This window comes from Halococcus sp. AFM35 (assembly GCF_051195015.1).
GTDB lineage: Archaea > Halobacteriota > Halobacteria > Halobacteriales > Halococcaceae > Halococcus.
In genome coordinates, this window is record NZ_JBNTJU010000001.1 from 228,416 (window position 1) to 253,854 (window position 25,439).

Annotated in this window: 30 protein-coding genes; 10 read left to right on the top strand and 20 right to left on the bottom strand. The window is 63.4% G+C overall.

The window, feature by feature from the left end; translation table 11 throughout:
- Positions 1-17 precede the first annotated feature (17 nt).
- The 4 genes from ACQUQO_RS01350 to gdhB all read right to left on the bottom strand — a co-directional run bounded on the left by ACQUQO_RS01350 (position 18) and on the right by gdhB (position 5,265).
- Positions 18-1,271 (bottom strand): Glu/Leu/Phe/Val family dehydrogenase, encoded by a 1,254-nt coding sequence (locus ACQUQO_RS01350; protein WP_435076136.1) that lies wholly within the window; start codon positions 1,269-1,271, stop codon positions 18-20.
- 119 nt (positions 1,272-1,390) lie between these two features.
- Positions 1,391-2,884: a short-chain fatty acid transporter gene (locus tag ACQUQO_RS01355; protein WP_435076137.1), complete on the bottom strand. Its 1,494-nt coding sequence runs from the start codon at positions 2,882-2,884 to the stop codon at positions 1,391-1,393.
- A gap of 230 nt (positions 2,885-3,114) precedes the next feature.
- Positions 3,115-3,954 carry an HpcH/HpaI aldolase/citrate lyase family protein gene (locus ACQUQO_RS01360; RefSeq protein WP_435076138.1) on the bottom strand — a complete coding sequence of 280 codons (840 nt, stop codon included), beginning with the start codon at positions 3,952-3,954 and terminating at the stop codon, positions 3,115-3,117.
- A 30-nt stretch (positions 3,955-3,984) separates the two neighbouring features.
- Positions 3,985-5,265, bottom strand: a complete 1,281-nt coding sequence (gene gdhB, locus ACQUQO_RS01365; protein WP_435076139.1) for a glutamate dehydrogenase GdhB — start codon at positions 5,263-5,265, stop codon at positions 3,985-3,987.
- 168 nt (positions 5,266-5,433) lie between these two features.
- On the opposite strand from gdhB, the gene ACQUQO_RS01370 reads away from it, so the two are divergent.
- On the top strand, positions 5,434-5,886 hold the full coding sequence (locus ACQUQO_RS01370; RefSeq protein ID WP_435076140.1) for a MaoC family dehydratase: 453 nt from the start codon (positions 5,434-5,436) through the stop codon (positions 5,884-5,886).
- Positions 5,887-6,033: 147 nt separating this feature from the next.
- Positions 6,034-7,776, top strand: a complete 1,743-nt coding sequence (locus ACQUQO_RS01375) for a PGF-CTERM sorting domain-containing protein (RefSeq protein WP_435076141.1) — start codon at positions 6,034-6,036, stop codon at positions 7,774-7,776.
- An 86-nt stretch (positions 7,777-7,862) separates the two neighbouring features.
- On the opposite strand, the gene ACQUQO_RS01380 is transcribed toward ACQUQO_RS01375, so the two are convergent.
- On the bottom strand, positions 7,863-8,612 hold the full coding sequence (locus ACQUQO_RS01380) for a ribonuclease H-like domain-containing protein (protein ID WP_435076142.1): 750 nt from the start codon (positions 8,610-8,612) through the stop codon (positions 7,863-7,865).
- Positions 8,613-8,795: 183 nt separating this feature from the next.
- Between ACQUQO_RS01380 and ACQUQO_RS01385 the strand changes: the two genes are divergently transcribed.
- Positions 8,796-9,089: a cupin domain-containing protein gene (locus ACQUQO_RS01385; protein WP_435076143.1), complete on the top strand. Its 294-nt coding sequence runs from the start codon at positions 8,796-8,798 to the stop codon at positions 9,087-9,089.
- A 43-nt stretch (positions 9,090-9,132) separates the two neighbouring features.
- A complete protein-coding gene (locus tag ACQUQO_RS01390; protein ID WP_435076144.1) occupies positions 9,133-9,564 on the top strand; it encodes a PaaI family thioesterase in 432 nt (143 codons plus the stop codon).
- 21 nt (positions 9,565-9,585) lie between these two features.
- Here the strand turns inward: ACQUQO_RS01390 and ACQUQO_RS01395 are convergent, their stop codons facing one another.
- The gene (locus ACQUQO_RS01395; RefSeq protein WP_435076145.1) at positions 9,586-11,316 is read right to left on the bottom strand and encodes an acyl-CoA carboxylase subunit beta; all 1,731 of its coding nucleotides are present in this window, start codon (positions 11,314-11,316) and stop codon (positions 9,586-9,588) included.
- A 95-nt stretch (positions 11,317-11,411) separates the two neighbouring features.
- On the opposite strand from ACQUQO_RS01395, the gene ACQUQO_RS01400 reads away from it, so the two are divergent.
- Positions 11,412-12,026, top strand: a complete 615-nt coding sequence (locus ACQUQO_RS01400) for a methyltransferase domain-containing protein (RefSeq protein ID WP_435076146.1) — start codon at positions 11,412-11,414, stop codon at positions 12,024-12,026.
- Here ACQUQO_RS01400 and ACQUQO_RS01405 read toward each other — a convergent pair.
- A complete protein-coding gene (locus ACQUQO_RS01405) occupies positions 12,023-12,871 on the bottom strand; it encodes a class 1 fructose-bisphosphatase (protein WP_435076147.1) in 849 nt (282 codons plus the stop codon). The genes ACQUQO_RS01400 and ACQUQO_RS01405 overlap by 4 nt on opposite strands.
- Positions 12,871-13,665, bottom strand: a complete 795-nt coding sequence (locus ACQUQO_RS01410; RefSeq protein ID WP_435076148.1) for a class I fructose-bisphosphate aldolase — start codon at positions 13,663-13,665, stop codon at positions 12,871-12,873. Before ACQUQO_RS01410 ends, ACQUQO_RS01405 begins: the two co-directional genes overlap by 1 nt.
- A 110-nt stretch (positions 13,666-13,775) precedes the next feature.
- Between ACQUQO_RS01410 and ACQUQO_RS01415 the strand changes: the two genes are divergently transcribed.
- Complete coding sequence (locus ACQUQO_RS01415) at positions 13,776-15,215, top strand: DHH family phosphoesterase (protein ID WP_435076149.1); 1,440 nt, start codon at positions 13,776-13,778, stop codon at positions 15,213-15,215.
- Here the strand turns inward: ACQUQO_RS01415 and ACQUQO_RS01420 are convergent.
- The 3 genes from ACQUQO_RS01420 to ACQUQO_RS01430 are packed head-to-tail and all read right to left on the bottom strand — an operon-like array spanning position 15,212 to position 16,235.
- Entirely contained in the window at positions 15,212-15,508 is a 297-nt protein-coding gene (locus ACQUQO_RS01420; RefSeq protein ID WP_435076150.1) for a PRC-barrel domain-containing protein, read from the bottom strand. The two genes, ACQUQO_RS01415 and ACQUQO_RS01420, sit on opposite strands and share 4 nt — an antisense overlap.
- Positions 15,509-15,556: 48 nt before the next feature.
- Positions 15,557-15,721: an HEWD family protein gene (locus ACQUQO_RS01425; RefSeq protein ID WP_435076151.1), complete on the bottom strand. Its 165-nt coding sequence runs from the start codon at positions 15,719-15,721 to the stop codon at positions 15,557-15,559.
- A 58-nt stretch (positions 15,722-15,779) separates the two neighbouring features.
- The gene (locus ACQUQO_RS01430; RefSeq protein ID WP_435076152.1) at positions 15,780-16,235 is read right to left on the bottom strand and encodes a hypothetical protein; all 456 of its coding nucleotides are present in this window, start codon (positions 16,233-16,235) and stop codon (positions 15,780-15,782) included.
- Positions 16,236-16,351: 116 nt separating this feature from the next.
- Between ACQUQO_RS01430 and ACQUQO_RS01435 the strand changes: the two genes are divergently transcribed.
- The 3 genes from ACQUQO_RS01435 (at position 16,352) to ACQUQO_RS01445 (ending at position 18,942) form a co-directional block, all read left to right on the top strand.
- Positions 16,352-17,086 carry an ATP-NAD kinase gene (locus ACQUQO_RS01435; protein ID WP_435076153.1) on the top strand — a complete coding sequence of 245 codons (735 nt, stop codon included), beginning with the start codon at positions 16,352-16,354 and terminating at the stop codon, positions 17,084-17,086.
- A 36-nt stretch (positions 17,087-17,122) separates the two neighbouring features.
- Positions 17,123-17,569 (top strand): DUF7313 family protein, encoded by a 447-nt coding sequence (locus ACQUQO_RS01440; protein WP_435076154.1) that lies wholly within the window; start codon positions 17,123-17,125, stop codon positions 17,567-17,569.
- A 77-nt stretch (positions 17,570-17,646) separates the two neighbouring features.
- Entirely contained in the window at positions 17,647-18,942 is a 1,296-nt protein-coding gene (locus ACQUQO_RS01445) for a type I restriction endonuclease (RefSeq protein ID WP_435076155.1), read from the top strand.
- Positions 18,943-18,955: 13 nt separating this feature from the next.
- On the opposite strand, the gene ACQUQO_RS01450 is transcribed toward ACQUQO_RS01445, so the two are convergent.
- The 8 genes from ACQUQO_RS01450 to ACQUQO_RS01485 are packed head-to-tail and all read right to left on the bottom strand — an operon-like array spanning position 18,956 to position 24,010.
- Positions 18,956-19,228, bottom strand: coding sequence for a DUF7314 family protein (locus tag ACQUQO_RS01450; protein ID WP_435076156.1), 273 nt, complete (start codon positions 19,226-19,228; stop codon positions 18,956-18,958).
- The gene (locus ACQUQO_RS01455; protein WP_435076157.1) at positions 19,221-19,565 is read right to left on the bottom strand and encodes a DUF7315 family membrane protein; all 345 of its coding nucleotides are present in this window, start codon (positions 19,563-19,565) and stop codon (positions 19,221-19,223) included. The genes ACQUQO_RS01450 and ACQUQO_RS01455 overlap by 8 nt, the downstream gene beginning before the upstream one ends.
- Positions 19,562-20,350 carry a cytochrome bc complex cytochrome b subunit gene (locus ACQUQO_RS01460; protein ID WP_435076158.1) on the bottom strand — a complete coding sequence of 263 codons (789 nt, stop codon included), beginning with the start codon at positions 20,348-20,350 and terminating at the stop codon, positions 19,562-19,564. The genes ACQUQO_RS01455 and ACQUQO_RS01460 overlap by 4 nt, the downstream gene beginning before the upstream one ends.
- A gap of 4 nt (positions 20,351-20,354) precedes the next feature.
- Positions 20,355-21,149 (bottom strand): cytochrome b, encoded by a 795-nt coding sequence (locus ACQUQO_RS01465; protein ID WP_435076159.1) that lies wholly within the window; start codon positions 21,147-21,149, stop codon positions 20,355-20,357.
- On the bottom strand, positions 21,146-22,057 hold the full coding sequence (locus ACQUQO_RS01470) for a ubiquinol-cytochrome c reductase iron-sulfur subunit (protein WP_435076160.1): 912 nt from the start codon (positions 22,055-22,057) through the stop codon (positions 21,146-21,148). Before ACQUQO_RS01470 ends, ACQUQO_RS01465 begins: the two co-directional genes overlap by 4 nt.
- Positions 22,058-22,059: 2 nt before the next feature.
- Positions 22,060-22,446, bottom strand: a complete 387-nt coding sequence (locus tag ACQUQO_RS01475) for a DUF7318 family protein (protein ID WP_435076161.1) — start codon at positions 22,444-22,446, stop codon at positions 22,060-22,062.
- Position 22,447: 1 nt separating this feature from the next.
- Entirely contained in the window at positions 22,448-23,104 is a 657-nt protein-coding gene (locus ACQUQO_RS01480; RefSeq protein WP_435076162.1) for a plastocyanin/azurin family copper-binding protein, read from the bottom strand.
- A 57-nt stretch (positions 23,105-23,161) separates the two neighbouring features.
- Positions 23,162-24,010: a DUF7319 domain-containing protein gene (locus ACQUQO_RS01485; RefSeq protein ID WP_435076163.1), complete on the bottom strand. Its 849-nt coding sequence runs from the start codon at positions 24,008-24,010 to the stop codon at positions 23,162-23,164.
- A 92-nt stretch (positions 24,011-24,102) separates the two neighbouring features.
- On the opposite strand from ACQUQO_RS01485, the gene ACQUQO_RS01490 reads away from it, so the two are divergent.
- A complete protein-coding gene (locus tag ACQUQO_RS01490; RefSeq protein ID WP_435076164.1) occupies positions 24,103-24,594 on the top strand; it encodes a DUF7321 family protein in 492 nt (163 codons plus the stop codon).
- 153 nt (positions 24,595-24,747) lie between these two features.
- Here ACQUQO_RS01490 and nth read toward each other — a convergent pair whose 3' ends face one another.
- The gene (nth, locus tag ACQUQO_RS01495; protein ID WP_435076165.1) at positions 24,748-25,434 is read right to left on the bottom strand and encodes an endonuclease III; all 687 of its coding nucleotides are present in this window, start codon (positions 25,432-25,434) and stop codon (positions 24,748-24,750) included.
- Between the last annotated feature and the right edge of the window lie 5 nt (positions 25,435-25,439).

The window sequence follows — 25,439 nt, forward strand, 5'->3', positions numbered from 1 at the left end:
CACGCGAACGAGGGCTTTCAGGGGAAGCGTCCGTTCTTCTCGTCGGCGTCGAGGACGCGCTGGATGGCGATGACGTAGGCAGCGGTGCGCAGGCTGGGGAGGTCGCGTTCCTCGAAGGTGTCGATGAGTGCCGCGAAGGCGTCCTCGATGACGGTTTCGAGTTCGTCGTTGACGCGTTCTTCTGACCAGGAGAATCGCTGGCGATTCTGCACCCATTCGAAATAGGAGACGGTGACGCCGCCGGCGTTGGCGAGGATGTCGGGCAGGACGTAGACATCACGCTCTTCGAGGACGTCGTCGGCGGCGGGTGTGAGCGGGCCGTTCGCGGCTTCGATGACGAGGTCGGCCGCGAGGTCCCCGGCGACGTCCTCGTCGATGGCGTTTTCGAGCGCCGCCGGAATCAGGAGATCGACGTCGAGGGTCAGCAGTTCCTCGTCGGAGAGGTCTTCGGTACTCGGATAGTCGGTGACGCTGCCGGTCTCCATCTTGTGGTCCCGAACCGCCTCGGCGTCGAGCCCGTTGGGGTCGTATATCGCCCCGCTGGAATCGGAAACCGAGACGATGTTCGCCCCGCGGTCTTCGAGAAGGCGGGCGGCGATTGCGCCGGCGTTGCCGTAGCCCTGAACGGCGACGGTCGCGCCGTCCATTTCGATGTCGAAGTAGTCGAAGGCCTCGCGGGCGGTGAGCATCACCGACCTTCCTGTTGCCTCAACGCGACCTTCGCTGCCGCCGACGGCGATGGCCTTGCCGGTGACGACGCCGGGAGCGGTGGTATCTTCGAGCAACTCGTAGGTGTCCTTTATCCAGTTCATCTCGCGCTGGCCGGTGTTCACGTCCGGTGCGGGAATGTCCCTATCAGGTCCGACCAACGGCCGGAGTTCGGCGGCGTACGCCCGTGTGATGGCTTCGAGTTCGTTCTCCGAATACTCGTGAGGGTCGATGACGATGCCGCCCTTGCCGCCGCCGTAGGGAATATCGACGAGCGCACACTTGTAGGCCATCCAGCCCGACAGCGCCTTCACCTCGTCCCGTGAGACGTTCGGATGGTAGCGAATCCCGCCCTTGTACGGGCCGCGGTCGCCGTTGAACTGCGAGCGAAAGGCTTTGAACGTCGCCAGCGAGCCATCGTCGTCCTCGACCGAGAGGGTGGTTTCGAGCACGCGCTCGGGGTGTTTGAGCCGTTCGAGTTCGCCCTCCGTGATATCCAGCGCGGCTGCGGCCTCGTCGAGTTGGGTCTGTAGACTCTCAAAGGGGTTTACGTCCTCGGGCATGGTTGACAGTCGGAGACGCGGATGTTAAGCGTGTCGAGACGGACCACTGCGGGAAGTGGTCCCCAGCCGAATCAACGGTCCACGAGCAGTCATCGAACGGCGAAACGCAGCACGCGGCGCTAGAACGGGATGATGCCCGACCAGAAGGAGCCGGCATACGGAACGACGGTGATTGCGACGAGGAAGAAGGGAAGTGCCAATATGAGCATCATGATGGTGTAGCCGAAGATGTCCCGGGCGCGCATCGAGGTGATGCCGAGCAGCGGGAGCGCCCAGAACGGCTGGATGAGGTCCGCGAGCGAGGCTCCAAAGGTATAGGCGATCATCGTCTGCCCGAGAGGAACGTCGAGATTTTGGGCCGCCGGGATGACTATCGGGCCGATGACGGTCCACTCGCCGCCGCCCGAGGGCACGAACGTGTTGACGATTGTCGAAATAATCACGACGGCGGCCGGGAACGTCTCCGTCCCCGCAAACCCGACGATGGACTCGGCGATGGTCCCGGCGAGTCCCGAGTTCGTCATCATGCCGATGATGCCCGCATAGAACGGGAACTGGAGGATGATGTCGCTCGCCGAGGTGACCGCCTCGCCGAACTGCTCCGCGTAGGCTTCCGGGCTGGTGAACAGCGCGAACCCGATGAACAGGAACGCGAAGTTCACCGTGTTCAGGTTCAGTGCGTTCAGCCCCTGTGTGGCGAACGTATAGATCGTGATGGCGACGCCGGAGAGGGCGATGACCCCGCCCAGAATCCGGCTGTTGTTGATGCGGTCTGCGGGCACCGTCTCGGTCGAGTGTGGCCCGTCGGTGGTGTCCGTCGCCGCTGCTGTCTCGCCGCCGTCGGGGGTCGCCGGTTCGTCTTCCGTCTCCACGAACTCACCGAGTTCGCTCTCGGGGACGAACTCGGTCATCCCCTCCTTCTCCGAATCCGGCGGCGAGAGCAAATAGAGCAGGGCGAGCACATAGATGATGCCGAGTATCAGCAGCGTTATCATCTGTGGGTGGAAGATGGTTCTCGATATGGGGACGAGACTGTCGATGAGTCCCTGCTGGATGAAGACGTTGTTCGGGGTGTTCATCAACAGCACGGCCGCCCCCGACAGCCCCATGTTCCACGTGAGCGCCAGTCCCATGAACCCGGCAACACAGAGCAACGGGTAGTGGACGTTCAGGCCGCGTTCGTGGGCCTGTCGCCCCATCTCGCGGGCGAGAATCGCACCGATGATGAGGCCAAGCCCCCAGTGGAACCACGCGATGACCATCGCCAACAGTCCGACCAACAGCAACGCTCGCCTGCCGGTCGATGGAATCGAGAGCAGCCGTGTGAGTTGTCGCTGGACGAACGGATGGTAGGCGAGGACGAACCCGGTGACCAACACTAACACCGCCTGCATCGTAAAGGACAGCAGAATCCAGAACCCGTCGAACCAGTACTGTGTCATCTGGACCGGGCCTTCTCCCTCGACCAGCAGACCGGCGACGAAGACGATGTACGTGAGAAAGATCGCGAACAGGAACGGACTCGGCATCCACCGCTCGACTCTGGCCGAGAGCCGCGACCCCAGCCGCTGTATCACCGTTCCCTCGCGTTCGTCCCGGCTACCTGCCGCCATCGTTCACTCCGTTCAGTACCGTGTTTTCGCTCGGAACGCCGTTGTCATGTCTCCGTATCGAGCTACCTGGTGTCATGTGGTGTGGAGGGTAATGACCCGGGGTGTATGGGTGTGTTTAACCCTCCTCTTTCCTCCAACTGTGGGTTCTCGTCCTCTCATATAAATAATCGTGTACCGGCCAGAAACGAGAGTCGGGCTATCTCACGGTTCCGTGGCCGCAGGCGTTGCTTTCAGGTCGAATCGGCGGCGCGCGCACGGTCGAGAACCCGCTCGGCCTGTGCGACCAGCGGCGCATCTATCATCTCGTCGTCGACGCGGAAGACGCCGCGACCCTCGGCGTCTGCTTCGTCTTTCCCGTCGAGCACGCGTTCGGCCCACGCGATGCGCTCGTCGTCCGGCGTGTAGGCGTCGTTGATGACGGGGACCTGTGCGGGATGGATGGCCATCTTTCCTCCATAACCGAGGTCGATGGCGAAGTCGGCGTCCTCACGGAGGCGCTCGGTCGCCTCGATGTCGGTCACGAGCGTGTCGATAGCGTCGATGCCGGCCGCACTCGCCGCGAGCACGGTGCGCTCGCGCGCGTAGAGTACCTCGGTACCGTCGTCGGTTCGTCGTGCGCCGATATCGGCGGCGAGGTCCTCGGCCCCGAAACAGACCGCCGTCGTGGTCTCGGCCGCGGCGATTGCGTCGGCATTGAGTACGCCCCGTGCCGTCTCGACCAGCGCGAACACCGGATACGTCGCGTCGCGGTCGGCGAGCGAGTCGGCGAGCGCGGCAACGTCTTCGCCGCCCTCGACTTTCGGCAACATCAGTGCGTCGAGGCGTGGGTCGCCGTCGAGCAGGGCGTCGAGGTCGGCGTCGTGCTCCCGTGTGACCCGAACGCAGACCTCGCAGTCGGGGTCGAAGTCGCTCGTGAGGACCTCGCTGACCGCTTCGCGCGCCTCGTCTTTTCTGGCGGGCGCGACCGCGTCTTCGAGGTCGAAGACCACAACGTCGGCCCCGCTATCGGGGGCCTTCCTGCACATGTCCGGCCGGTCCGCCGGTGTAAAGAGCACGCTTCGTCTGGCCATAGCCGAAAAACACGGGCGCGTGGCTTGAATCTACGGCCAGAGACCGCGGACCTTGTGAGCTTCGGCGACGCGCGTGAGACCGACGATGTAGGCGGCCTCGCGCCACGTCACGTCCTCGTGGGCCTTGTACGCCCCGCGAACGTCGTTCCACGCCGTCAGCATCTCGTTTTCCAGCTCGTCGTTGACCTCTTCGAGCGTCCACGCGCGGCGGTTGATGTCCTGGAGCCACTCGAAATACGAGACGGTGACGCCGCCGGCGTTGGCGAGGATGTCGGGAATCACCGGGATATCGCGCTCGGCGAAAATCTCGTCGGCGCGCGTGGTCGTGGGGCCGTTCGCACCCTCGACGACGAGGCCTGCCCGAATGTCGTCGGCGTTGTCCACAGTCAGAACGTTGCCGATGGCGGCCGGAATCACCACGTCGACGTCGAGTTCGAGCAGTTCGGCGTTCGAGAGGCTCTCGGGGGCGTCGTAGCCCGAGACCATGCCCGGCTCCTCCTCGTGTGAGATGACGTCTTTCGTGTCGAGACCGTCGGGGTCGCGGATGGCCCCGTTGACGTCCGCGGCGGCGACGACGTTCGCACCGAGTTCGTCGAGCAGGCGGGCGGCGTTCGCGCCGACGCTGCCGAAGCCCTGAATCGCAATCGTCGCGTCCGCGATGTCCTTGCCGTATTCGTCGAGCGCCTCGCGGGTGATGATGGCCGTGCTCCGACCGGGGGCCTCCTCGCGGCCGTAGCTCCCACCAATGACCGGCGGTTTGCCGGTGACGACACCGGGATGGCTCTCGCCCTCCTGCATCGAGTAGGCGTCCATGAACCACGCCATCGTCTGGGCGTTCGTGCCCATGTCGGGGGCCGGAATGTCCCTCATGGGACCGATGACATCGCGCAGCTCCTCGGCGAGCCGGCGGGTGAGGCGCTCGTTTTCTTTCTCGCTCAGTTCCTTCGGGTTGGCGACGACGCCGCCCTTGCCGCCGCCGAAGGGGATGTTCATCACCGCACATTTCCAGGTCATCCACATCGACAGGCCGACACACTCCTCGGCGCTCACGTCGGGGTGATAGCGCAGCCCACCCTTGAACGGCCCGCGCGCGCTGTCGTGGTGGGCACGATAGCCCGTGAATATCTCCGTCTCGCCGCTGTCGCGCTCGACCGGGATGGAGACCCGATGGACCGATTTCGGGTATTTGAGCCGCTCGACGATGCCGGGGTCGACGTCGATATGCGAGGCCGCCCGGTCGAGCTGGTGGCGGGCGGTCTCGGCGGCGGTCTCGGGCGGGTCCTCGGTCTCGGTTGGAGCTGTCGTCGTCATGATGGATGAGTGTTCGACGGCACATCCCATCGGCGGGATGCAGCGCCATCGACCGTGCCGTGGCGATTGTGCGCCCGGCCCTATAGGTATTGTTATAACCGTATCGGCGTCGCCATCATTTGCGAGCCGCGACCGATGGCTTTTGGCTTCGGCGCGCGAGCGTCCGCCATGACCGGGCGCTACTACGAGGAGTTCGAGGAAGGCGAGACCATCGAGCACGACAAGCGACGAACGATAAGCGAAAGCGACAACCAGCGCTTTTGCGATATGACGATGAACCAACAGCCCCTCCATCTCGATAGCGAGTTCGCCGCCGACACCGAGTTCGGCGAGCGCCTCGTCAACGGGCTGTACACGCTCTCACTTGCGGTGGGACTGACGATTCCCGACACGTCGGATGGCACCATCGTTGCCAACCTCTCCTACGACGACGTCGAACACCCCCATCCCGTCTTCCACGGCGATACGATACGTGCCCGTTCGACCGTAATCGAAAAGCGCGAGACCAGCGACGGCGAGCGCGGCGTCGTCACGATGCACGTCGAGACGTTCAATGGGGACGACGCCCTCGTCTGTGAGTTCCACAGGACTATCCTCTCACTGAAACGCCCGAACGAATGAGTTCGTGACGAGGAGCACCAAAAAGAATATATCACGTTGGTGTATCATACCCATCGACGCCAACCGGAGCGATGGCGGTCTCTCCGGCGGGCGATTCGATGACCGAATCGCTCGCTGGCCGCCCTCGCCACACGATACGAGAAAAACATGACACAGGACAATACATATCGAAGCGTGGGTCTCGTCGCGCTGGTGGTGCTTGCCGCCGTCGTCGGCAGCGTCGCCGCAGCCGGCACGGTCGCCGCACAGGACGCTGGCGAGAACGCCACCAACGCGAGCGCAAGCGAGGAAGGGTTCTACAGCCCATCGGAGGAACAGCCGTTGAACGTCCGCTTCAGGGACGCCGCGGCGAATACCGTCGAGTCGGTCGCCGAAGGCGTGCTCAACCTCAACATCGTCTACGGACTGTTCGACGGAGAGACGTACGACGTCGAAATCACCGCCCCCGGTCTCAGCGACGAGCAGATAGACGAGATAATCCTCGATAGCGAAGAATACGACACGCAGGACCTCGACCGCACTGAAATCGTCGGCATGAACTTCACCGGCGTGCCGGCCGGCGACTACGAGTTCACCGTGAGCGTCGTCGGTGGCGACGCAGAGCGCACAGTTCCGCTCGAAGTCACCGGTAGCGAGAGCGACGCGGCCAACGCCACGGCAAACGAGACGACCACGACGAACGAGTCGGCAAACGAGACGACCGACGCGGCGAACACGACGACCGCCGCGAACGAGTCGATGGGCGACGAAACGGCCAACGCGACGACGACGGCCGAGGCAGCGAACGAGACCGAGATGGGCAACGGAACGGCAGCCACCGCCGACGGCAACACCACGGTCACGGCCGTCCCGAGCGCGCCGAACACCAGCGCCAACTACACGGTCTCGACGGTCGTCGGCGCGAACGCGACGGGCAACCTGAGCGAACTCACGGTCAACTACCGCGATAGCAACGCCTCCATCGGTCTGGTCGGCGGCAGCATCTTCTCGGCGACGCTTGCCGGCGAGAGCGTCGTCAACAACACCACCGCCCCGACCATCGGTGCCGAGGGACGGAACCTCACCATCGGCTTCGACGGTACGGTCGAAGCCAGCCAAGGCGACCGTTTGAACGTCACCTTCGGCGGCGTCACGAACCCGCCCGAGAACGGTAGTTATACCGTCGGCGTCGCGGTCAACAACGGCAGCTTCCGGAACGCGACGCTCACCATCGGTGGGAACGCGACGACCGGCAACGCAACGGCCACCGATGAGACGGGAGCCGCGACCGGAAATGCTTCGATTACGGCTGTTCCGTCCGGAGCCGGCAACGAGAGCGCCAGCCACAACGTGTCGGTGGTCGCCGGACCGAACGCGACGGGCAATCTGACCGAACTCACGGTCAACTACCGCGATAGCAACGCCTCCATCGGTCTGGTCGGCGGCAGCATCTTCTCGGCGACGCTCGCTGGCGAGAGCGTCGTCAACAACACGACCGCCCCGACCATCGGTGCCGAGGGACGGAACCTCACCATCGGCTTCGATGGAACCGTCACCGTCAGCGAGGGCGACCGCCTCAACATCAGCTACGGCGGCGTGACGAACCCACCCGAGCCGGGCACCTACACGGTCGGTATCACGCTCAACAACGGCAGCGTCCGGAACGCGACGCTCGAAGTCACCGAATCCACCGCGCCCGCTACCACAACCGCCGGGGGCGGAGCGGCCGGTACCGGGACGACCAGTGCCGGAACCGCAGCCGGAACTGCTGGCGGCGAAACCACGGCCGGAACCGCCGGCGGAACGAACGGCAGCGGACAGGGAACCGAAGCGGGCGGTCCCGGCTTCGGCATCGCGGTCGCGCTCGTCGCGCTGCTCGGGGCCGCGCTGCTCGCCACGCGACGCAGCTAACCCCTTCGAGTCCCTCAGAAACCATCTCTTTGCGGCGCGGACGGTTGTCGGCGGTCGATAGCGGATTTCGAATCAGGACTGGTTTACTACGGTTCGTTTCCATCGACGAACACCGAATCGTGGAGTCGGCGCGAAACGGTATCCATCAGCGTTTTGAGATTCACGGTATCGGCGCGGTTGTACGAGACCAGCGTCGTCAACGCATCCTCGTCGCCGCGTTCGTAGGCGTGCCAGAGCCGTACCGCGTCCCGCCCCGAGATGTCGGGCCGGTCGCGTTCGATGCCGACCGCGCGCTCGATTGCCTTCAGTCCACCCGTCAGATCGAGCTGGCGGCAGGGATACATGGCGTCGAGATGCGGCTGGGTGATGTCGAGGTCGAAGGCGTGTTCGAGAAAGGGAACGTCGAAGCGCTTGCCATTGAACGAGACCAGCAGACTACTCCTGTGGAGTTCGCGCTCGATGGCCGTCCGTGTGAGGTCATCGCCACGGACGAGCGTCGTCGTCTCGCCGGCGCGGTGGAAACTCACAGTTGTCACCTCGCTGTGGCGGGCGTCTAGACCTGTGGTCTCGATGTCGAAAAAGCAGGCACTCTCCCGGAAGTTCTCGTAGAGTCGCCAGCGGCTACCCGACGGGAAGGCACGGTCGAAAAACGCCGCGTCGCCCGCCGCGAGGCGGTCACGGGCCTGCTCGATGAACTCGGTGATGTTTTGGCTCTGCACGTTGCCGACGAGCGATGGCTCGAACTCGTCCCAGTGGGTGACGCCCGCCTCCCAGAGCCGGCGCTCGGTCTTCTCGCCGACGCCGTGCACAGGGACGAAGCTGTTCTCGATGCGCACGAGTGGGGCAGGTGACGACCGAACCTAAACGTTGCTTACGGACCTTGACCCGAAAGCTCGGGAACGTGTCTGTATACTCGTGACGACCGAACCTAAACGTTGCTGACGGACGATGTCGGCACGCGGGCTATCTGGGTTCTGGCCGTCGCTGCGTATTTCCGTCCGGCCTGCCAACCAGCGGTGATGTCGCACACGAAGGTGAACTACGAGGAGACCGAGACCACGCACGGAATGAACTTCCTCCGGGAGCCGCTCGACTGCGAGGGTCATGGTGTGACCGTCGTCGATGCCGAACCGGGATGGGAGGGTCTCGAACACGAACACGGCGACGAGGGCCACGAGGAAGTGTATCTCCTCGTCGAGGGCGAGGAGCTGTCGCTCGAATCCGGCGACGCGGTTCGGGTTTCTCCCGACGCAACCCGACAGGTGACCAACGGCGATACCCAGAGCCAGTTCGTCATCACCGGCGCGCCCTGACTGCCATCGAAATCGGTATCGTCCACCGCGCCCGTTCTCGACCGTGAACGAGACGCATTTTCGGAAGTTGGAGCGGATGTATCAACGCGCACCCATCAACGACGGCGGGGAAACGACGCTCACCGTCGCAGAGGGCACGGCGACGCTCGAAATTCCGGTCTCCCGGGAGAGCTACCATCCGCTCGGTGCCGTCCACGGCGCGGTGTATTTCAAGGCGCTCGACGACGCGGCCTTCTTCGCGGCCAACTCGCTGGTCGAGGACGTCTTCGTGCTCACGACGAACTTCAACATCCATCTCGAACGCCCGGTGTCGGAGGGGTCCATTCACGCTACGGGTGAGGTCGTCAACGACAACCCGAACCAGTTGATCGCCGAAGCGGTCGCCCACGACGACGCCGGCAACGAACTCGCCCGTGGCTCCGGGACGTTCCAGAAAAGCAACGCCGAACTCACCGCCGACATCGGCTACGAGTGAGCCTGTGGGTAGGCGAGCGGTTCAGAGTATCGTGCCGTGTTTCTTATCGGGCAGCGATTTCTCGATACCCTCGTAGAACGCGAATCGCGTGGCGAGTTCGTCGCGGAGTTCGCTCGGCGGCACGATGTCGTCGATGACGACCTCGCTGGCCATCCGATGGGCGTCGATGTCCTCGCGGTACTCCTCACGGAGTTCGGCCTCGCGCGCGGCGCGTTCCTCCTCGTCCTCGATGTCGTCGAGACGATTCCGATAGACGGCGTTGATGGCCGCCTCGGGACCCATGATGGCGATTTCGCCCGATGGGAGGGCGAGGGTGGATTCCGGGTCATACGCCGGCCCGGACATGGCGTAGATACCCGCGCCGTAGGCCTTCCGGACGACGACGCACTGCTTCGGTACTGTGGCCGAGGAGGTCGCGTAGATCATCTTCTTGCCCTGTTCGAGGATACCTTCCTTTTCGACACCGGAGCCGGCCATGAACCCCGGCGTGTCGCAGAGGTATAGAAGAGGGATGTTGTAGGCATCGCAGGTCCAGATGAACTCGGCGGCCTTCCCGGCCGCATCGGGAAAGATGGCACCCGCGCGCTGGGCCGGCTGGTTCGCCACGACACCCACGGGTCGGCCGTCGATGCGGCAAAAGGCCGTGATGATTTCCGGGCCGTACTGCTCGCGGAGTTCGAGCACCGAGCCTTGGTCGGCGACGCGCTCGATGAGGTCGTGCATATCGTAGCCACGGTTCGGCCGCTCTGGTACGACGGAGTCGATGCCGGCAGGCGAACGCGCCGGCGGGCGCGAGTCGGCTCGTGGGGGACTCTCGTCGGCGTTGTCGGGGAGATAGGTGATCAGTTGAGCGACGAGCTCGCGGGCGTGTTCTTCGTCCTCGGCCACGAGGTCCGCACTCCCCGATTCGGCAGCGTGGACCTGCGCGCCACCCAACTCTTGGAGGTCTATCTCCTCGCCGGTGACCATCTCGACCATCCGCGGGGAGGCAATGGCCATCGCGGACATCCCCTCGACCATCACCGTGAAATCGGCGAACACAGGAGTATAGGCCGCGCCGGCGATACACGGCCCGTAGAGCACGCAGATTTGGGGTACCCGACCGGAGAGCATCGAGTGGTTGTAGTAGTATTTCCCGATGCCCTCGCGGTTGGCGAAAAAGCCCGTCTGCTGGTCGATGCGCCCGCCCGACGAATCCATCAGATAGAGCACTGGGCGGCCGGTCTTGAGCGCGCGCTGTTGCATCCGGAGGAACTTCTCGACGCCTTTGCCGGCCATCGAGCCGGCTTTCACGGTGAAATCGTTCGCCATCGCGTGCAGCGTGCGGCCCTCGAACTCGGCGGCTCCCGTGAGGAGTCCGTCGGCCGGCAGTCTGTCCTCGGCGTCGAAGTTCGCAAATCTCCCATCTTCGAAGGTGAATCCGTCGTCGAACCAGAGGTCGAGGCGGTCGCGGACGAACAGTTTGCCCTGCTCGTCAAGTCGGTTCTTGTATTTCTCCGGACCACCCTGCTCGATGTCCGCGATCTCCTCCCGTAGCAATCGCTCGCGCTCGGTCGGTCCCGCTGTGTCCGATGCCGGCGACTCCGCAGACTGGTCGGACGGCTCTGTGGATGCCGGTGGTTCGACGGTCGTCGCGGGGGCGTCACCGTCGCCGACGTACACCTCGATTGCCTCGCCGGTGTGCTCGGCGAGCGCGCTCCCGATGACGTGGGCCTCCTCGTCGCTCGCCCCCTCGCCGATACGGATTTGCATACCCATACTGCGCAATAATTGCTGAAAGACTTTTCCATGTATTTGAGCCGGTACCCACCGGTGGCTTTTCGGGTCGACCCCGCCATCGACGGACGATGACGAGCGACAAGCGCGCCATCAAGGATGGATACGACGAGGTCGCCGACGAGTATCTGGCGCGGCGTTCGGACGATGCCGCCGAATCGCCCCCTCTCGACTGGCTGTGTGAACGACTCGCCGACGATGGGCGCGTGCTCGACGCCGGCTGCGGTGCGGGCGTGCCGGTTGCGAGACGGCTGGCCACCGACCACGACGTGGTCGGTATCGATTTCTCGCGCGAACAGCTCCGCCGTGCCCGCGAGAACGTCGCGCAGGCGCTGTTCGTACAGGGCGACATGAGCACGTTCGGATTCGCCGAAGACAGTTTCGACGCGGTGTGTGCCTTCTTCTCGCTGATTCACGTCCCGCTCGACGAGCACACCCGCGTCGCAACGGAGTTCCATCGCGTGCTACGGCCCGGCGGACTGGCCGTGCTCACCGTCGGTGGCGCGGACGGCTGGAGCGGGAATAACCCAGACTGGCTGGAGACAGGTGTCGAGATGCGTTGGAGCTTTCCCGATACCGAGACGAGCGCACGGCATCTCGATAGCGCCGGGTTCGAGGTCCTCGAAAGACGGCCTATCGAGGACAGTGCGTTCGAGGTCCTTCTCGCCAAAAATCGAGAGGATTAATCCTCAAGCGTCGCTTCGAGCCGGTCGATGAGACCTTCGTTGCCGACGTGGACCGGCACCCGCCCGTGAAGCTCGTCGGGATCGACGTCGAGTAGTGATCCGTTTCCATCCGAGGAGCGCCCGCCGGCCGACTCGACAATGTACGCTATCGGATTGCCCTCGAACTGGAGGCGGAGTTTGCCCGATGGAGCCGATTCGAGCGCCGGATAGGCGAAGACCCCGCCGTAGGTGAGAACCTGATTCACGTCGCCGATCATCGCGCCGCTGTAGCGGAGTTTGAGGTTCGTATCGGCTTCGGTCTCGCGCGCATAGTCGGTGAAACTATCGGTCCAGTCGGGCACGCGCCCGCCGAAACCGTAGACGGTCGGCTCCGCCGGGAGCGACACGCTCTCGTTTACCGTGTGGCGCTCGCCGTCCTCGACGACGCTCTCGGTGGCTTCGCCATCGATGGCGGTCATCATGGTCGTGATCGGGCCATAGAGCGTGTAGGCGGCACCGACGAGGTCGCGCCCGCTGGCCGGCAGTTCGGCGTCGTAGACTCCCACGATGGTGCCCATCGTGTTGTTCGGCTTCAGATTCGAGGAGCCATCGAGCGGGTCGACCGCGACGGCGAGTCCGGACTCGTCGCCGACGGTTTCCTCGCGCTCCTCGCTCGCGTAGCTGCCGACGCCGTCGATGGCGAGCAGGCGCTCCTCCAACAATTGGTCGGCGTGGACGTCCGCCGCGAGCTGCTCCTCGCCGCTCGGGTTCTCGCCCTCCTGATACTCGCGCCGACCGACCAGCCCCTCGCGGATGTCGGGAGCCGTTTCCGCGAGCACCGCGAAGACCGCTTCGATACTGTCCATCACGAGAGCGCGGCGTCGACGGACTGGCCCTCGTGGATGACCGCTTCGAGCGCGTCGAGGAGTTCGGTGGGGTTCTCGCGCTGCCAGACGTTCCGCCCCACGGCGAGTCCCGCACCGCCGGCATCCATCACGGCCTTCACGTTCTTGAGGAACGCCTCGTCGGAGACCTTCGAACCGCCGGACATGACGACCTTCGCGCCGTTGTCACCGCCGGCGGCCTGCACCGTGTGCTCCATCGCCTCTCGGCTGCCGGGATATTTGACCTTCGCTACGTCCGCACCGAGTTCGAGCGCCTCGCGGGCGGCGTAGGCGATGGTTCCCGGGTCGGTGTCGTTTTTGAGACCTTGGCCTCTGGGATACGACCACATCACCATCGGGAGGTCGTGGGCGCGGGCGGACTCCTGTGCGTCGCGGAACTCCTCGGCCATTGCGATCTCGTTGTTCGACCCGCCATACAGGGTGAATCCCACGGCGTCGGCCCCGATGTCGGCGGCGTAGTCGACCGTGCAGTTCACGGAACTATCGGGTTCGCCCATCCAGAGGTTCGAGGTTCCGTTGAGCTTCGTCAGCAGCGAGACGTCGTCCTCGTAGGAGGGGTAGTAGCCTTCGGCGACGCCCTTCTGGACGGCGATGGAGGTGACGGCGTCGTGGGTTGCCACGTCGAAGACGGTTTGGGGGTCCATTCGCTCGGGGTGCTCGGTGAAGTCCGAGGGACCGTGTTCGAGACCGTGGTCGTAGGCGAGAATCAGTATCTTGCCGTCGCGCGCGAGCGGTGAGTCTGCAAGCGAGAGCATGTCTCAATCTCCGTCGTCACCGACAAATAGTTTGCGTGAGAGCGCGCCGTCGCCGTCACTTCCGGAGAGCGGGCAGATTATAAGCACGGCTCCCCCAGAGTGGACGGATAATGAGCACCGGCATCACGATGGCCTCGATGTCCACCTACGCGATTTTGGGCTGTGGCAGCGTGGGCTACGCCGTCGCCGAGGAACTCGTCGACGAGGGCAAAGACGTCCTCATCGTCGACGTCGACGAGGGACGCGTCGAGGCCCTGCGTGACCAGGACATGAACGCCAAGACCGCCGACATCGCCGACGAAGCGGTCTCGGAGGCGGTCGCGGAGAGGGATGTGCTCCTCGTGCTCTCGACGGACATCGAGGCGAACGAGGCGGCAATCGAGAACGTCCGCGAACGCGGCGACGAGCAGTTCGTCATCGCGCGCGCCTCGGACCCGGTGACCGCCGACGAACTCCGAGAGGCGGGGGCTGACGCCGTCGTCAACCCCTCGAAGGTCATCGCCGACGCCGCGTTGCGTGCACTGGAGACCGGCGAACTCGAACACAAGGCGGGCCGGCTCGCCGACGTGCTCGACGGCACGGAGAAAAGACTCGCCATCCTCGCCAACGACAACCCCGGCCCGGACTCGATAGCGAGCGCGGTCGCCCTCCAAGCCATCGCCGAGGAACGCGACATCGAGGCGGACATCCTCTACGACGGCGAAATCGGCCATCAGGAGGACCGCGCGTTCGTCAACCTCATCGGCGTCGACCTGCTGGCACGCGCCGACGTCGATTTCGACGACTACGACACGCTCGCGCTCGTCGACCACGCCCAATCGATGGAGCAAGCCATCGAACGCCCCATCGACATCCTCATTGACCATCACGAATCAGAAGAAGACTACGACGCGGCGTTTTCGGACGTGCGCGCGAACGTCTCCTCGACCTCGACGATTCTGACGAAATACGTCCAGGAGTTCGATCTCAGCCTCGACGAGACCGTCGCGACCGCACTCTTGTATGGCATTCGGGCCGAAACGCTCGATTTCAAGCGGGACACGACGCCCGCCGACCTCACTGCTGCATCCTATCTCTATCCCTTCGCCGACCACGACACCTTGGAACAGGTCGAATCGCCGTCGATGTCGCCGGAAACGCTCGACGTGCTCGCCGAGGCCATCGGCAACCGTGAGGTGAACGGCTCGTATCTCGTCTCGAACGCCGGCTACATCCATGACCGCGACGCGCTCGCACAGGCCGCCCAGCATCTCCTGAATCTGGAGGGAGTGAGCACGACCGCCGTCTTCGCCATCGACGACGAGCGCATCACGCTGTCGGCACGCTCGAAGGACATCCGCATCAACATCCGCAACGTCCTCGAAAGCGCCTTCGAGGAACACGGCGAGACCGTCGGCCACTCGACGGATGCAACGGTTTCGATTCCGCTGGGAATCTTCACCGGTATCGAAACGACTGACGGCAACCGCGAGACGCTGCTACAGCTCACCGAGCAAGCGGTCCGGAGAAAGCTCTTCGATGCGCTCGGCGTCGACGACAACGGGAACTAGACTGTGGCTTCGGACTCGGTCTCCTCGCTGGGTTCGCGCAGACGCTCGATGGCTTCGTTGACGAGCACGATATCGCCCACCGACCGCACCCAGCGAAAGGGAACGATGACTCCGCGAGCGGTGCGGGCGCGCCCGGCGAGCAGTTCGCGGTTCAGTCCGCCGACCGCCAATCCCGTGACGAGTTCGCGGTCGAGGTCGAGGCGGACGTCCTCGATCTCGCCGACGAACGCACCGTTGTTCGAGTAGACCTCGCGGCCGACGAGCGAGTCGATTTCGGCTTCCGTCGCATCCATACGCGAACGTACGCCGACGGGGACTTAACTGTTGGCGAGTTCGCTCGCCTACCCGTCGAAGGGATTGTAACTGCCGTTGATGTCCCACTCGTGGATACAGTGCGGCGAGCCGTTCTCGACGACCCGCCAGTTTTCGTCCGTCGCGTCCCAGACGTCACGGCGACCACACAGTTCACATTCGCGTTCGCTCGGTGGAGTGACCGTCTCGCTCATACCGGCCGTTCGCCGCCGGGGACATTAACCGCTTGGACGATTCGTGGGACCATTGGCGTCAGAAATCGGGCAGGTCGTCGGGGGCCTCGTAGTCGGCTTCCCAGTCGATGTAATCGTCTTTGAGCACCTCACAGACGAGCTGGCCGAGTTCGGTGAGACCGGCGTTGATGGACGAAACCGCCCCCCACGAATCGAGGTCGGGATGGACGTTACGCTCCTTCCAGTCTTCGGGCAGGCCCGGGGCGTGATAGCCCACCCGGTCGGCGAAGTCGTCCCAGAAGAAATCGAAGCGGTCGAGCAGTCCGAGGTCGCGGACGATGGCGAACTCGCGTTCGGTCATTGCCGTTTCTGCGGCCCAGCGCTCGAACGCCTCCGCCCACGCGCCCGCTTCGAGGAAGGTTTCGAGGTCCTCGCGGCGATATTCGTCGCCACCCACGTCGGCGTCCTCGTAGGCGTCGGCATCGACGCCGGGGTCGAGCGTCGGGGGTGCTGGGGTCTCGACGGCGAGGCTCATATGGCGAGATGGCGGCGTGGCTGCTAAAGCGTTTCCCGACACGGCGAAACGACTCGCCCGCGCGAAGGTTGCCACAAGCCCGCAGTCTTTTGGCCGGGCGGCCACAATCGACGGCGATGAGCGAGGGCGAGAGGGCCGATGGAAACGACCGACCGAGCGTTGCGATTCTCCCATTCGATGGCGGGACAGCCGATATCACCGAGGCGATCCGCGCTGCCGGCGGCGTCGTCGAAGCCGGCATCGGTGCCGCTGCCGCCGCGGATTTCGCGATGGCGCTCGGAAGCGATGCGCTCGCCGACCTCGCCACCGCGGACGTCTCCACACCGGTCTTCCCGGTCGCTGCCGACGGAATCCGGCCGGCGAACATCGAGCGGGTGCTCGCGGGGCGATATACCGTCGAGAAACGCCCCCTCGTGGCCGTCGAGACGGCCGACGCGTCCGTTCACGCGCTGTTCGACATCACCCTCTCGACGGCGATGGCGGCGACCATCTCGGAGTTCTCCCTCGATAGTCCCGCCCACGATTCGCCGATTGCGCGGTTCCGGGCCGACGGCGTGGCCACCACGACACCGGCCGGCAGTCGTGGGTACGCACACGCCGCCGGCGGGCCGGTCGTCGTCCACGGTAGCGACGTTCTCACTGTGGTGCCGATTTCACCCTTTGCGACCGACCCCGACCACTGGGTACTCCCGCTCTCCGGACTGTCGCTCACCGTCGAGCGCGACGACGCCGACGTGGAGCTACTGGTCGATGGGCGAGTGGCCGGGACGGTCGAATCGGGGTCGGCGGTGCGGCTGGCGCAGGCCGGCACGCTGCCGGTCGTCTCGCTGCCCGAATCCGGCCGGGAATGAGAAACCTTCTAATGGAGTCGCGCCGGACGGTAGCCCATGTATCCGCTCTCGCTGTTCGGTCCGGTCGATGCCGTGCTCGGCAGCGGTCACCCGCCGGCCATCGTGTACGTGCTCGTCGTCCTCGCCGTGTTGAACGTCATCACGCGCGCGATTTCACACCGCTCGAACGTCCAACAGGCCAGCGAGGGTGCCGATGCCATCGAACAGCATCCCGCCCACATCGCCACCACGCTCCTGCTCATCCTCGGTTCGTTTTACCTCGGAACCGTCGAACTCCACTCCGGGATGGTGCTGTCGGTGCTCGTCGTCGGGATGTTCATCACGGACTTCTTCGAACTCGAAGCCAGACGGGTCGAAGCGCGCAACGACCGTGAAATCGGCCGGCCGAACGGGGCTATCGCCGCCTCGGTGCTCGTGGTGCTCTATGCGGCCTACATCAGCGTCTTCTTCGTCGTCGCCCCACTTTGGAACGCGGTCGTCTGACGATACCGATACAAATCACCAGTCGTGGTTTGGACTTCGGCTAAATTCTCCCAACAGTTTCATTATCGAGTAACCAGATGGGTAACAGAATGTGCGCAGGGCATGCGGAGAATGCAGAATTAATTGGTATATTTCGAGACTTCTACACTGAATACTACTATGACGAGATTGAACAGCTGGTAGAGAGCTACCCACAGAAACAACGTTCGTTGTACGTCGACTGGCGGGACATATACCGATTTGATACTGAGATTGCAGACGATTACAGGAATCAACCTAAGCGTCTTCAGGAATATGCCGAGGAAGCTCTTCGATTGCATGATTTATCGGAATCTCCTAGCTTGGGCCGAGCGAATATTAGAATATTCAACCTTCCTGATGTAACGGACATTAACAAACTCGAATCACAGCACCGTGGCCAACTCATTCAACTCGAAGGGTGGATTCACAACACCTCTGATACTTCACCACGGGTCGTAGAAGCGACATTCGAGTGCCAACGCTGCGGTACGCTCACACGCATTCCCCAGAAGAACAGCGATCTTCAGCAGCCCCACGAGTGTGGGGGATGTGAACGAAAAGGACCATTCATCCTTAACCAGAACCAGTCCGAGTTTTGTGATTTCCAGAGAGCGATATTCTGCGATGCCGCAATCATGACGAATGACCCAGTATCGACCAAGGAAATCGAACTTCGATTAGAGGCAGATATTGCTGGCATGGCGTCTAAGGGAGACTATGTTCGCGTTGTCGGTGTTTACTCGCTTGAGCAGACTAACGATACATCAGCAGTTTATGAACCACATCTTGCCGCACAGAGCATCAAGAAGGTTGTTCCACCTGCGATTACCGCCAGCGACTCTTGGCTGAAAGACGGAGCAAATAGAGATAGCGAAAACGAAGGAGATGCAACAGCGCTCGAAGCGTACGTTATTCGCTCTCAACAAGTTATCAATCGTTCATCCATGATGTCCGAAACAAACGTGAAAGCAAAACTGGTGACGCCCCTCATCGATCTTCTTGGTTGGAATATCTATTCTCCAGAAGTGGTATTCGAATATCCAACACAATCCGGCTCAGCGGAGAAGCGTGTCGATTACGCGCTGTGCATTGATGGAATCCCAACGGTCTGTGTCGAAGCGAAAAACCTCCAGAAACCACTTGATCGTCACGCAGATCAGCTTTCCAGCTACATGAGACAGGTCGGCGCTGACTGGGGACTCTTGACGAATGGTGAACGGATTCAGCTACTGCAAACTGATTTCGGTGCTGAGTCCCCGAACGAGCGTGTTGTGGCCGATTGTTCAGTAGGAGAGCTAGTGGAGAACCGGGACATACTGGAGAATATAACGAAAACCGCGATTGAAGTGTAGGTATCGTTCCGATTCAGTTCGAGGAACGACGGTCACGCCACGCGGCGCGGGCCTGTCTGCCTGCCGGAATGAGCACCCAGAACGTGATCGCGCCGAAGATGGCGAACCAAAAGAGCGCCTCGCGCAGCGTGAGTGCAATCGTCCCATAGATCGCGGGGTCCGATGGGACTTCCGCGATGAGCTGCGTGCTCTCGAAACCCTCGGTCGTGTACCAGCCCGAAAAGATCATCCAACCGAACAGCCCGCCACAGAGGACGACGAGACCCTTGGCGAATTCGTCACTCATTGTCCGAACCTTCGCCGCTGTCGTCTTGAGCCTTTCCCATCCTCTCGGTACGAAAGCGCGTGCCGAGGACGTAGATGCCGGCCCCGAGCGCGATGAAGCCGATGCCGACGAGCGCGCTCACGAGCGTGAAGACGCTCCCGCCGGCGTCGGCCACCCCAATGGTCTCGAACAGTACCGAGAGCGGTCCCGCACCGCCGGTGGCGGCGTCGAGAAAACCGAAGCCGAGGATGACACAGACGATGGCCAGCAGCGTCGAGAACACCGTCACCGCCTTGTAGGCGCGCAGCGGGACGACGATTTCGCGCGATTCGCTCGCGCCCTCGCTGTCGTCGCTCACCGCGGTGGACGCAGCCGGTAGTACCGCCGGTTGAGTTCGAACATGTAGCCCTCACGCATCGCCTTTAGGATGCCGTACGTGATGAATCCGGCCACGAAGGGCAGGAGGAACGTCATGTCGAACAGTAGGTGGACGTTCACCCACGCCGGCCAGAGGTTCTTGATCGACAGCCCGCTGATCATCACGGCGAAGACGACGCCGAAGACGCCGACGGCCGACCAGAACGGCTGCTCAACCGGCCGGCGCGCGCTCCCCTTGTTCAGGAAGGGGACGATAGCGATGATGCCGACCACGACGAGGTTGGCGAGCACGCCGTAGGTGGCGTCCTTCATGAGCTTCTCGCCACCGAGAATGGCGAGTTCGGGGTTCAGCGGACCCAGTTTGAGGAGTCCGAACGACCAGTAGAGATACCAGTCCGGCAGGATGATCGCCGGCGTCGTCGACGGGTCCGCCGGCGCGCCGAGGTGCGGCGGCAGCGCGGCCGCCAGAAAGAGGATGAGACCGACGAAGAAGCTCGTCAACGAGAGATTTCGGATCATCTCGTGGGGCCACGTCGGGAACGCGAGCACGTCGCGTTCGACGTAGCTCGATTCGCTTCGCAAATCCTGGTCCTCGCGCCGGGAGCGCTCGAAGTACTCGTAGGTGAGCCGCGAGAGTCCTTGGCGGCGCTCCTTGCGTTCACGCCACGTCGGCGTCTCGTCGTCCGGTGCGACGATGCCCGCGCCGTCGGCGGCGACCTCCTCGGTGGCGTCTCTCGTGTCGTCAGTGTCGGTTGTGTCTGTCATTGTACTAGTGTGGCTCCGCGATTCCCTGCATCCAGACGATGCCGATGTGGACGGCGATCAGCGCCGTCACGACGAATGGCAGCAAGAAGACGTGCAACAGATACATCCGCATGAGCGTCGACTGGCTGAGCGCGAACCCGCCGAAGATGAGCTGGGCGACCCACTGGCCGATGAGCGGAATCGAGAGCGCCATCTCGACGCCGATCTGGCCCGCCCAGTAGGCCAGTTGGTCCCACGTCAGCAGGTAGCCCGTGTAGCCGAAGACCATCGTCAGGCTGATGAGAACGATGCCGAGAATCCAGTTGAGTTCGCGCGGCTCCTTGTACGCGCCGGTGAAGTACACCCGCAGCATGTGCAGGAAGACGGCGGCGGTCATCACCTGCGCCGACCATCGGTGGAGACTTCGGAGGAAGAAGCCGAAGTTGAGTTCGGTCATGATCATCGCCAGGGAGTTGTACGCCGCCGATGGGTCGCCGGCGGTCGCCGGTGCGTAATAGAAGCCGAGCAACGCGCCCGTGAGTGCGGCGACGACGTAGGCTATCGTCGAGAAACTTCCGAGCGCATACAAAGGATACCAGTACCAGAACTTGTTGTCAAGGTTGTACTGCTCGGTGTGGCTCTTTGGCATCTGGAGGTTGACCTTGTAGTAGAGGTTCTCCAGCACTTCGAGGTAGTCGACGATGCGCAGGCGCTTGTCGAGCCACATCAACACCGTGAGGTACGTCTCCTCGATTGGTGTCAGGTCCTTCTGTTCCATCCAGCCGCCGTGGTCGTGTTCGTCGGGGCGTTCGAGGCTCATGCGCTGCTCTCCCCGCCGCTGCTGCTCCCGCTACTACCGCTGCTTCCAGCGTCCTCTGGTCGCGGGAGCGAGGTGAACTGTAGTTTTACGGGGTTGAACGGGTTATACACCGACTGATGGCACGGACAGTAGACGTCGTTCGACCCGCCGAACTTCGCGCTCTGAGCCGACGATTTGAACCCGGGCACACAGCAGAAGTGCGTACACTTGTTCAGCCACGCGATGAACCCCTTCTCGGTGCTCGCCCGAATCCACTCGGGATGGTCGCTTTTCTTGGCCAAATCCTTGATGCGCGTGCTTCTGAGCACCTGTACCGGTATCGTCTCCTGTGGTGGGAGGTCCTCCGACCGCCACCGCGCCATCGCCGGTTTGCCGAGACCGGGCTTGCCGATGCCGTTACCCCACGTCTCGTAATTCTCGAAATCGCTGACGTTGAGCTTGTCGCCGGCGCTCAGGTCGCTCATCCAGTCGTAGGTCGTCGACGCCGACTCCGAGACGCGGAAGAAGTTGTCCTGGTCGGCATCCGGCACGATGCCGGAGTAAGTCTGGACGCCACAGTACTGGAACCACTCGCTGGAGTAGGTGATGCCGCCGAGCTTCATCTCGGCGACCTTGACCTCCTCACCGTTGACCGTCTTCGTCTTCACCTCCGGCCAGACGCCCTTCAGGTAGCCGTCCGAATCGATTTCGATGGGTATCTGTGGCATCCCGCGCGGGGCCGGACCGCCGGTGTTCTCGATGCCGAAATACTGCGTCGCTCCGCCACCGGTCCCCGAGGAGGTGGTGGCGTATTTGATGCCGGTCGCGCCGGTGATGCCGGTCGCGCCGAGCGCCGACGCGCCGACGACGCCCTTGACGAACCGTCTGCGTCCCGATTCAGCCGGATAGCTGTCTTCGTTTTCTGGCATTGTTATCTCTTGTAGTACGGATAGACCGCTCGTTTCACACTGTCCCACGCGCCGCCGCCCATGCTGGTCCCCTCCATCTGTTCCTCGCGGATGTAGAGGTCCTCCCACTTGCGTCGGCGCTTTTTGACGATCATCACGTCCGGGAGGAACTCCTTGCGGTAGAGCAGGAGGACGAACGCGAGGTCGACGAAGATCACCGCCAACACCGCGCCGAGATACATGTTGCCGACCTCCTCGGTCCCCCAGCCGTTGATGAGTCCGTACGTGAACAGTCCGACGAACACCACCTCGACGATGGTGAGCAACACGATGGCGACGGCCGCGGCGGTACTCTCCCTGGCCGGTTCGTACCTGTGGATATCGCCGTAGGTACTGTTCGAGGAGGACATCTCAGTCGCCTCCCTTCGCGTTCGGTGATTCGCCGTATTTCACGAGGAAGAAGGTGTACACAAGCGACAGCACCATCATCAGGAGGGTGGCGATGCCGACGAAGTGCGCTTGGAAGGGAACGCCCATCTCCTCGGGGCTCGGTTCCTCCTCGCCGCCCCCACCCCCACCACCGCTGGAACCGACCTGAATGGTTCCAACCATGCCGGCGGATTTGTGCGGGTCACACCAGTATTTTTGCGAGCCTGTCTTCTGAAACGGAGGTGTCGTGTAGCTGAAACCCTTGTCCTCGATTGGCTGATGGCCCCAGTCGCCGCTTTTTGGATTCACGTTGTGACCGCCCGAGTCCCAGACGAACTTCACCTTCCCGCCCGTCGGGATGGTGAGCGTCTCGGGTTCGAAGGTCAGTGCACCGCCGGGACCCACAGTAACGGTTTTCGTCGGACCCCCACCTCCGCCGCCCCCGCCGGCAGCGCTCTGGTTGCCACCGCCACTGCTCTGGTTACCACCGCCACCGGTGGCGTTGCCGCCACCTCCGCCAGTAGCGTTCCCGCCACCGCCGCCGGAACCGTTGGCCTGCTGTGCGGCGGCGGTCCCGCTGGCGGCGGCCGAGCCACCCGCCGCGGCGCTTGCTGCCAGCAGAAAATCCCGCCTGTTCATGTGTGTCCGCACTCGGGACTGGCTTCGCATAAGTCCACCGGATGCGGGTATCGCACGCTACGCGGAGGGGGCCGAATCGTCCCGCTCGTCGACGGAATCGCCCCCAATCTCTCCTTCGACGGCGGGGCTATCGGCCGGCTCGCGATACCGTTCGGGGAGGAACTCGGGGCGCTCGTCGGAGCCGATGCCGACCGCCCGAAGCCGATTGCGGTACTCCTCCGAGCGGAACTTATCCGACAGCCGCGCGTTCGCCACCTGCACGAACAAAAGTAGGGCAAAGAGGGCGAACACGAGACCGGCGACCGGCGCGAACAGCGTCTCGACGGAGAAAAACATCCACGCGACGATGAGACCGAGCCCGGCCAGAAGCTGTGCGGCAGCGACGAACTGTAACATCCAGTTACCGAGTTCACCGCCGCCCTCGGGGACCGCTTCCGGCTCCGGCAGCAGGTCGCCCTCCGGCGGTTCGGCGACGTCGTACTCGTCCATCGAACAGAGCGCAACCGTGGGTTTGACGTCCCGCAACACCGTTCCCCGCCCCTCGACGCTGCCGTCGGGATGAACGACGGCGTAGCCCTCGTCGGAATAGGCGAGCAGGCCGTCCTCGACGGCTTCGAGCCGGGCGAACACCTCCCGGTCGGCGATGCGGTTTCTGAGGTCGGCTTCGACGCGCGCGAGGAGCTTTTTCCCTGTGATCCACGAGTCGGCGTCGAAGGCCGCCTCCCACTCCTCGGCGCTCATTTGGGCCATGTCCGACGGCCCGAAGTCGTCGAAGTCGTAGGTCTCCTCGACCCGTTGGCGGAGCTGGTCGGTCGATTTCGCCGCAGCCGAATCGGCCGTCGTCTCGTCTCCGTCCGCGTTCGCTTGTTCGTCTCCCTCGTCCGCCGTGGGTCGGGAGTCGGCCATCGCCGCTTCTACGCCACCGACCCGGTTAGGTGTTCCGACCGCCCACGCACGGGTTTCGGCAGCCTTTAGCGCGCGCGACGCCGACGTTCGCCATGTTCGGGCTGGCCGACGCGACGGTGGCGACGGTCGTCGCCGTGTTGGTCACGGCGAGCTTTCCGTGCTTTCTCTACGGCGCGTGGATAATGATCGACACCGAGAACGTGACGTGGGGCGTGCTCACCTACCACCTCAAATTCATCGTCACTGGCCTCGCGCTGACGACGGTCCCACTCGTGGTCTGGATGCTACCCCGCCTGTTCGGCCAGCTCGGCGGTGCGTCCGCGCTGCATGCCTTCCTTGGACTCCAGGCCTACGCGATGCTCGCCTTCGGATTCACAGGAATACTCCGCATCTTCCGCGCGAAGCGAGAGCACAACCTCTATCACGACTACGACGAGGACGTTCTCCTTTCCGAAATCGGCTCCGAACGGATGGCCCACTGGCGCTCTCGACTCCGTATCGGCGTCTTCGGCTACGTGGTCTTCTGGCTGCTGGCCTATCTCGTGGGTATCGCACGCTACGTCGCGCGCTACCTCATCGGCTGAACACGAAATCGCCCGGCCGGGAGCCGGACGACGAATGCCACGCGCAGCAGTGCAGCCCGCGGGCTGCGTGCGGGCCGACACAGCCCACATAAAAATCCCCGGCGACCGTTTGCTCGTTTCATACCGAAAGGGGACGAAATCGTTCGAAACGACTCAGGTCCACTCCTCGCCGCTGGCACGGTCGATGGGCGAATCGAGTTTCGACGACGGACAGATGTCTTCGAGCACACAGTCCTCACAGTCGGGATTGCGGGCCGTACAGGTCGCCCTTCCATGTGCGATGAACAGATGGGTGAAGGCCCGCCAGCGCTCTTCGGGGATGAACTCCATCAGGTCTTCCTCGATGCGCTCGGGCCGTTCTTCGTCGGTGAGTCCGAGCCGTCGCGTCAGCCGCTGGACGTGGGTATCGACGACGATGCCCTCTACGACATCGTGGCCGTGCTGGAGCACGACGTTCGCAGTCTTGCGCCCGACACCCGGAAGCTCGGTGAGTTCGCCCATCGAATCGGGTACTTTCCCCTCGTGCTCGTCGACGATGAGTTGGGCCGATTCACGGATGTAGCTCGCCTTGTTGTTGTAGTAGGTGATCGAGTTCAGCGCCTCGGCGAGTTCGTCCTGTGGGGCGTTCGCGAACGCCTCGGGCGATTCGTACTGTGCGAAGAGGTCCCGAGTGGTGTCGTTGACCCGTTCGTCGGTACACTGTGCGGAGAGGATGACCGCGACGAGCAACTCGAACCGATTCGAGAAATCGAGCGAGATGGTTGCGTCCGGGTACTCGGCGTCGAGGCGGTCGATGACCTCGTCAGCCTGTGCCTCGCGCGAATCGAGCGGCGTTCCCATGAGCG

Excerpts from the sequence above, each read along its gene's own strand:
- ACQUQO_RS01350 (WP_435076136.1), bottom strand. The coding sequence starts at position 1,271 with ATGCCCGAGGACGTAAACCCCTTTGAGAGTCTACAGACCCAACTCGAC.
- ACQUQO_RS01355 (WP_435076137.1), bottom strand. The coding sequence starts at position 2,884 with ATGGCGGCAGGTAGCCGGGACGAACGCGAGGGAACGGTGATACAGCGG.
- ACQUQO_RS01360 (WP_435076138.1), bottom strand. The coding sequence starts at position 3,954 with ATGGCCAGACGAAGCGTGCTCTTTACACCGGCGGACCGGCCGGACATG.
- gdhB (WP_435076139.1), bottom strand. The coding sequence starts at position 5,265 with ATGACGACGACAGCTCCAACCGAGACCGAGGACCCGCCCGAGACCGCC.
- ACQUQO_RS01370 (WP_435076140.1), top strand. The coding sequence starts at position 5,434 with ATGACCGGGCGCTACTACGAGGAGTTCGAGGAAGGCGAGACCATCGAG.
- ACQUQO_RS01375 (WP_435076141.1), top strand. The coding sequence starts at position 6,034 with ATGACACAGGACAATACATATCGAAGCGTGGGTCTCGTCGCGCTGGTG.
- ACQUQO_RS01385 (WP_435076143.1), top strand. The coding sequence starts at position 8,796 with ATGTCGCACACGAAGGTGAACTACGAGGAGACCGAGACCACGCACGGA.
- ACQUQO_RS01395 (WP_435076145.1), bottom strand. The coding sequence starts at position 11,316 with ATGCAAATCCGTATCGGCGAGGGGGCGAGCGACGAGGAGGCCCACGTC.
- ACQUQO_RS01400 (WP_435076146.1), top strand. The coding sequence starts at position 11,412 with ATGACGAGCGACAAGCGCGCCATCAAGGATGGATACGACGAGGTCGCC.
- ACQUQO_RS01405 (WP_435076147.1), bottom strand. The coding sequence starts at position 12,871 with ATGGACAGTATCGAAGCGGTCTTCGCGGTGCTCGCGGAAACGGCTCCC.
- ACQUQO_RS01410 (WP_435076148.1), bottom strand. The coding sequence starts at position 13,665 with ATGCTCTCGCTTGCAGACTCACCGCTCGCGCGCGACGGCAAGATACTG.
- ACQUQO_RS01415 (WP_435076149.1), top strand. The coding sequence starts at position 13,776 with ATGAGCACCGGCATCACGATGGCCTCGATGTCCACCTACGCGATTTTG.
- ACQUQO_RS01420 (WP_435076150.1), bottom strand. The coding sequence starts at position 15,508 with ATGGATGCGACGGAAGCCGAAATCGACTCGCTCGTCGGCCGCGAGGTC.
- ACQUQO_RS01425 (WP_435076151.1), bottom strand. The coding sequence starts at position 15,721 with ATGAGCGAGACGGTCACTCCACCGAGCGAACGCGAATGTGAACTGTGT.
- ACQUQO_RS01430 (WP_435076152.1), bottom strand. The coding sequence starts at position 16,235 with ATGAGCCTCGCCGTCGAGACCCCAGCACCCCCGACGCTCGACCCCGGC.
- ACQUQO_RS01435 (WP_435076153.1), top strand. The coding sequence starts at position 16,352 with ATGAGCGAGGGCGAGAGGGCCGATGGAAACGACCGACCGAGCGTTGCG.
- ACQUQO_RS01440 (WP_435076154.1), top strand. The coding sequence starts at position 17,123 with ATGTATCCGCTCTCGCTGTTCGGTCCGGTCGATGCCGTGCTCGGCAGC.
- ACQUQO_RS01445 (WP_435076155.1), top strand. The coding sequence starts at position 17,647 with ATGGGTAACAGAATGTGCGCAGGGCATGCGGAGAATGCAGAATTAATT.
- ACQUQO_RS01450 (WP_435076156.1), bottom strand. The coding sequence starts at position 19,228 with ATGAGTGACGAATTCGCCAAGGGTCTCGTCGTCCTCTGTGGCGGGCTG.
- ACQUQO_RS01460 (WP_435076158.1), bottom strand. The coding sequence starts at position 20,350 with ATGACAGACACAACCGACACTGACGACACGAGAGACGCCACCGAGGAG.
- ACQUQO_RS01465 (WP_435076159.1), bottom strand. The coding sequence starts at position 21,149 with ATGAGCCTCGAACGCCCCGACGAACACGACCACGGCGGCTGGATGGAA.
- ACQUQO_RS01470 (WP_435076160.1), bottom strand. The coding sequence starts at position 22,057 with ATGCCAGAAAACGAAGACAGCTATCCGGCTGAATCGGGACGCAGACGG.
- ACQUQO_RS01475 (WP_435076161.1), bottom strand. The coding sequence starts at position 22,446 with ATGTCCTCCTCGAACAGTACCTACGGCGATATCCACAGGTACGAACCG.
- ACQUQO_RS01480 (WP_435076162.1), bottom strand. The coding sequence starts at position 23,104 with ATGAACAGGCGGGATTTTCTGCTGGCAGCAAGCGCCGCGGCGGGTGGC.
- ACQUQO_RS01485 (WP_435076163.1), bottom strand. The coding sequence starts at position 24,010 with ATGGCCGACTCCCGACCCACGGCGGACGAGGGAGACGAACAAGCGAAC.
- ACQUQO_RS01490 (WP_435076164.1), top strand. The coding sequence starts at position 24,103 with ATGTTCGGGCTGGCCGACGCGACGGTGGCGACGGTCGTCGCCGTGTTG.
- nth (WP_435076165.1), bottom strand. The coding sequence starts at position 25,434 with ATGGGAACGCCGCTCGATTCGCGCGAGGCACAGGCTGACGAGGTCATC.